Annotated in this window: 4 protein-coding genes; all 4 read right to left on the bottom strand. The window is 62.3% G+C overall.

Annotation, left to right across the window (positions count from 1 at the left end; all coding sequences use genetic code 11):
* Positions 1 to 62: 62 nt before the first annotated feature.
* Complete coding sequence (locus tag ACT6Y9_RS08460; protein ID WP_295477845.1) at positions 63 to 1,271, bottom strand: ABC transporter permease; 1,209 nt, start codon at positions 1,269 to 1,271, stop codon at positions 63 to 65.
* 7 nt (positions 1,272 to 1,278) lie between these two features.
* Positions 1,279 to 1,680, bottom strand: a complete 402-nt coding sequence (locus ACT6Y9_RS08455; RefSeq protein WP_295477842.1) for a DUF4418 family protein — start codon at positions 1,678 to 1,680, stop codon at positions 1,279 to 1,281.
* A 90-nt stretch (positions 1,681 to 1,770) separates the two neighbouring features.
* Positions 1,771 to 2,256 (bottom strand): rhodanese-like domain-containing protein, encoded by a 486-nt coding sequence (locus tag ACT6Y9_RS08450; protein ID WP_443744213.1) that lies wholly within the window; start codon positions 2,254 to 2,256, stop codon positions 1,771 to 1,773.
* Positions 2,257 to 2,536: 280 nt separating this feature from the next.
* The gene (locus tag ACT6Y9_RS08445; protein WP_295477835.1) at positions 2,537 to 4,513 is read right to left on the bottom strand and encodes a cytochrome C; all 1,977 of its coding nucleotides are present in this window, start codon (positions 4,511 to 4,513) and stop codon (positions 2,537 to 2,539) included.
* Between the last annotated feature and the right edge of the window lie 796 nt (positions 4,514 to 5,309).

The raw sequence follows: 5,309 nt of genomic DNA, 5'->3' as shown, positions 1-5,309 counted from the left end.
CGTTCGTAGCGCTTGCCGAGGTCCTTCGCGTCGAGAAGGACCGTGTTGTCCGTCGCCATGCGTCACTCTCCTTCGCGCATCGAGGCGTAGATGTCCCGCCGGCCGATCCGCCAGGCGGTGGGAAGCGCCGCCAGAGGCACCGTGGCGACGCCGGCGAGCAGGCTCGCCGCCAGGGCCGCGGCCCAGCTCGAAGCGGCGGGCGCGAGGTAGGGGAGCCCGATCGTCTGCGCGATCGCGCTCGAGAAGCTCGTCACCGCGACGGCGCCGACCAAGACGCCCGCGGCGGAGCCCGCCGCGGAGATCATGAGGGCCTCCGTCATCACGATCCGCACGACCTTGGCACGCGAGGCGCCGAGCGCGCGCAGCGTCGCGAACTCGCGCTGCCGCTCGGTGAAGGCGAAGAAGTAGACGATCAGCATGATCAATGCCGCCACCACCCAGAAGCCGCCCGCGGCGGAGTACATCACCCCTACGATGCGGCGCAGCTTCGCCGAGGTGTCGCTCATCATGTTCGACGCGAAGACGAAGTTCACGTCCGCACCGAGTCCGAGCTCGTCGAGGAGCTCGTCGGAAATGGTGATCGGGTCTACGCCGGGCTTCACGCGCACGAGGATCGAGGAAAGGCTCGTCGTGATCTCGCCCGCCTTTGCGGGCGAAGCGGCGGCCCCAAGGCCGCGCGCGGCGTCGATCGTCATGAAGATCGACGAGTCGAAGCCCATGCCCGTCGGCGCGAGGCGGCCGACGATTTTGAACTTGCGGTTGAAGAACTCCAGTTCGGAGCCGATCTCACCGAAGATGTAGTCGCCGACGATCACTTCATTGCCTTCCAAGGGCTTCGGCGCCGCCTTTCTCAGCCAGGGCGCGACGACGAAGTCCGTCTTCTCGTCGATGCCGATCAGCTGCACCTTCACCGTGCAGCACTGCGCGTCGAGCGAGGCGATGAAGAGCTGTCCCGAAGCCGCGGCGACGCCGGGGAGGTTCTTCACGACGTCGAGGAGCCTGCCGTCGAGATAGAAGGTCGAGGGCTGCGCGCGCAGGATGACGCCTTCGATCTTCTTCCCCTCGCCCTGCGGCACGACGAGCAGATCCGCCCCCATGCGCGCGGAGAGCGACTCAATGCCGGCCTGCAGGTTCGCGGCGATCATCGAGCCCGCGAAGAGCATGAAGGTGAAGACGGCCGCGATCAGCGCGAGCGAGATCGAGCGCAGGGGCTTCTTCGAGACGTTCGCGGCGGCGATCCGCGCCGTGGTGATGGGGACGGGGCGCGTCATGAGGGCCTCAGTGCGTGAGGCGCGAGAGGCGCCACATGTCGGCGAGCGCAAAGAGCGCGAAGAGCGTGCCCGCGACGATGATCACGGGCTGCGTGACCGAGTGGCAGGCCATCATCGGGCTCGGGCAGGGGCCGATCAGCACGAGCGCGAGCGCGGTCTCGAGCACCCCGGCGAAGAAGACGCCCGCGGCGAGGCCGAGCGCGGAGCCGGCGGTCGGTGCGAAGAGCATCGAACACCCAAGCGCGGCGATCATCAGGGCCGCGCCCGCGGCGGCGCGCGTCATCCAGACGCAGCTCATCGCGTGCTCGCCCCGGCAGTGCGGCAGCCACCAGAAGAGCGCGGCGGCGAAGAGAAGCCCCGCGAGGGCGAGGATCAGGCCGCTCACGCGGGCGGGTCGTTGGGAGGACATCGGTCGGACTCCGGATAATCAGTGGTCGCGGCCCGCCCGAGGCGCATCGCCGCGGCGAGCCGCTGGGAGAAGGACGTGTATGAAAGAGGACTACTTCGCCTCGCGCTTCGCGCGCGCGGCCTCAAGGCCCGGGTCCTTGCGGCCCGTGCCCTCGAACTCGTACCCGTTCGAGACCCAGCCCTGGATGCCGTCGGGCATCAGATAGACGTTTTCGTAGCCCATCTCAATCAACTTGAGCGACGCCTCATAGGAGATGTTGCACATGCGGTTGATGCAGTAGAGGATCAGGTACGAGTTCTTCTTGTCCTTCGGTAGCAGATCCATCCACCCCTCGACGTTGGCGTGGATCGAGCCCTTGATGTGGCTCTGCTCGTAGATCTCCTGCGGGTTGCAGTCGAAGAGGTAGACGCCCGGCTTGCCGATGTTCTTCGCAACGCGCGCGAGCGAAAGCGGAATCGGCTGGCGCTGCGACTGCATCTCCTGCGCCCCGTCCGGAGCCGCGGTGACGGCGGGGGCAGCGCCGAGGGCGAAGGCCGCTGCAAAAAGGGCGGCGAGGCACTGGGTCTTGATCTTCATTCTTATGCCTTTGGAGGTTCGCGGCGGGTTTTGCGGGGGCCGCGCCCGCGCGCGGTAAAGGGTTCCAATCGTCCTCGCAAGCCTAGCCGAAGAACATTAAGCGGGTGTTATGCCTCGCTCGCTCGCGACTTGGAAGCACTCTGATTTTTAGGAATTTTGCCGCACAAAAACGCTATCAAGCCGGGGCGGGATTCCATATAAGAAGGCCCCGCGGACTCACGAGGAGTCCTGCGGGGCCTTTTGGTTCACTCTGAAGCCTCAGAGGAGGACCGGGTCGGAATTACTTCTTCGCGGTCTTGTCCTGCTGCCCGTTCAGGATCGCAAGAGCCTGAGCCGTGTAGGACTGAGCCTCTTCAACGAGCTGCTTGGAGAACTTCGGAGCGTGGACACCCCACGAACCGTCGTCCTTGATCTTGGCGCAGTTGATGCGGGCTTCTTCAGCATAGAGCTGAACCTGGGCGCGGTCGGCCGTCGAGAGCTTCGCGACCTTCAGGAGATCGCGGATGCTCGACAGGTCGGAGATGACCTTGGCGTAGCCTTCCTTGACCGGGGTCTGCCAGGCGTTGACCTTGTTGTAGATCGTACGCTGGTCCTTGAAGCGCATCATTTCCGGGAACTTCGACTGGATCGGGCTGTGGCAGCCCATCGCGTCGACAACGTGCTTGTCCTGGTACGCGGTGCGGCCGCAGGTCCACATCAGGTCGAGGTACGGACGGCCGTCGTCCTTCGTGAGGTGCCAGCCCTTCGGCGAGACCTGCTTGCGGTCCGTCACGCCTTCAGGCGGATTGATGGACTTCTTCTCCGGATCAACGAGGATGCGCCAGATGTGCGACGCACGGACGTTGTCGAAGCCGGCCATGTCGGGACGCTGAATCGAGGCGAAGTTTTCGCACGAGTTCATCTTCGGCATATGGCAGGATTCGCACTTGTTGCGGCTGTGCGTACCGCCCTGCGAGAAGAAGTAGGCGGCCGTGGTGTGGCAGTCCTGGCATTCCTTCTTCAGGTTCGGAACGGTGTACTGCGAGGCCCAGTCGTTCGCCGTGACTTCATGCGGGTCGTGGCAGGTCGTGCAGCGCATGCCCTTCTGGTAGTGCTTCGTGTAGTGAGACTGCGAACCTTCGGTACCGCAGGCCGGGCAGAAGCTCTTGAAGAAGGACGTGAACGGCTGCTTCGGATTCTTGGCGGCATCGCCCTCGTTGTAGACGAAGCGCTGGTGGCAGCGTTCGCAGTTCGACGGCATGCCGGCACCGCGGGCGCCGTACAGGTGGGCGCCGGCGCCGTGGCATTCTTCGCAGGACACGCCCTTGGCGATCGTGTGCGCGCGAAGCTTCTTGGCGTCGCCGAGAGCGGCGAAGAGCTCATCCTGGCTCTTGAAGTCGAACTTCCACGTATGGCAGATTTCGCAGTAGGACGAACCCGGCTGGAAGAGCGCCTGCTTGCGGTTCGAAGCGCCGTAGGAGTTCATGCCCCAGACCTTGGAAGACTGAGCGCCGAAGTCCTCGAGCTTGACCGGGAAGGTCGGATCCCACGCGTTGATCTTCTTGGCGACTTCAGGCGTGATGTGCTCGGCCCAGTTGCGCGAGAACTGGTTGCCGCCCGCGACCATCGTGCCGGTGGCCTTCGAGAGATCGCCGCCGTCTTCAATGTGGTACGTGCCGCGGACGAGCCACTTGTCGAGGTAGCCGTACTTCGTGCGCGGCGTGCCCATGACCATGAAGACGTCGTCGGGGTTGATGCCTTCAGGAAGGACGGAGGCCTTCGAGTTGTAGAGGGGCTTCTTCAGATCGCCGGCGACCACGGGTTCCGTGAGTTCCTCAGGGAAGCGGACGATCTTGTTGTGGCGCGAACGCTCCCACTTCTCGTACTGTGCCGGATGGCATTCGCCGCACTTCTTCGGGCCGACGAACTTGTTCGGGAGGTCGAGGAAGGATTCATACGGCAGACGATACGTGACGGCCGTGTGGCGGCCGACCTTCTTCGCATACTTGTCGCCGCCGCCGAACTCAACCCATTCCTCCGTACGGTCGGACATGGTGAACTTGCCGACCACGCGGCCTTCCTTCAGGTACTTGAAGTAGGGGTGGTTCGCCTTGAGGTAGTCCCAGAACGCCTTGTCCTGAGCAACGTAGCCGTCGAGAGTGCGGGGGAGGTCGACCTTGGTGGTGTTGGCCGGGGCTTCAGCGGCCATGGAGGCGGAGGCTGCAAAAGCCATGCCCATACACGCTGCGAGAGACAGAAGCTTGTGCTGCTTGGTCATGATTAGCTCCTTTCGGGTCTCTTTGGGGTTTTAATGATTTGCCTTTTCTGTCGATCAGGCTTCTTTGAGGTCAAAAGCGCATCCCTCACGGGCGGCGCAGGTTCAATCTACTCCCTTAATCCTCATTTAAGAAGTGTTTCAGATTCGTACGGCCCCATCCTCTTGAGGGATTATCAGGTAACCCATAAAGAGGTATGAAATCTTTGACGCCTTTGATGATTTTCTCCTGTTTTCTAGGTTTTTCATATTGTTGAATGCTCTAACGCCAAACCGAACGGAATCTGCCGCTCGGCCGAACGAAAATAACCCTTTATAAGTACTCAACCCCCGATTTCCGGCTTGCTGAGGAATCACTTTGCGCCCGTCGAATGAGTTCGTTCCGTTTTACGAAACGAGACGGCTTTTTTCCTTGAAAACGTTCACCAAAATGCGGCGCAATGCTTATAAGGTTAAAAGGGAATGATTCTCATTCATAATCGCGTGCAGCAGGGATGCTCGGGTAATTACCTATCCGTTTTTTAATTGAAGACTACCAAAGCAAAGATTTCGATAGTTTGAAAGAACCGTTCGGTGGTGCCGCCGGCGTTCGGTTTTCCGCCATTTTCCGGAGGCGCTTTCAAGGAACCTCCCGCCTGGAGCCGAGGGGACGTTTTCGAGGGTGTGGATGGAAATCCTCAAGCCCTCGTCCTGCAGAAATTCGCGGCGCCCGTCGTCATGCCGCATGCGCCGCCACCCTGGAAGGCCCAGTTTCCGAGCACGCATTCAAGGACCCGGGGCGCGGCGGGGATCCGCCGCC

It is taken from the genome of Sutterella sp. (genome assembly GCF_052272535.1).
In the GTDB taxonomy this organism is placed as follows: Bacteria; Pseudomonadota; Gammaproteobacteria; order Burkholderiales; family Burkholderiaceae_F; genus Sutterella.
This window is presented reverse-complemented; position numbering and strand designations above follow the sequence as displayed.

Excerpts from the sequence above, each read along its gene's own strand:
- ACT6Y9_RS08460 (WP_295477845.1), bottom strand. The coding sequence starts at position 1,271 with ATGACGCGCCCCGTCCCCATCACCACGGCGCGGATCGCCGCCGCGAAC.
- ACT6Y9_RS08445 (WP_295477835.1), bottom strand. The coding sequence starts at position 4,513 with ATGACCAAGCAGCACAAGCTTCTGTCTCTCGCAGCGTGTATGGGCATG.
- ACT6Y9_RS08455 (WP_295477842.1), bottom strand. The coding sequence starts at position 1,680 with ATGTCCTCCCAACGACCCGCCCGCGTGAGCGGCCTGATCCTCGCCCTC.
- ACT6Y9_RS08450 (WP_443744213.1), bottom strand. The coding sequence starts at position 2,256 with ATGAAGATCAAGACCCAGTGCCTCGCCGCCCTTTTTGCAGCGGCCTTC.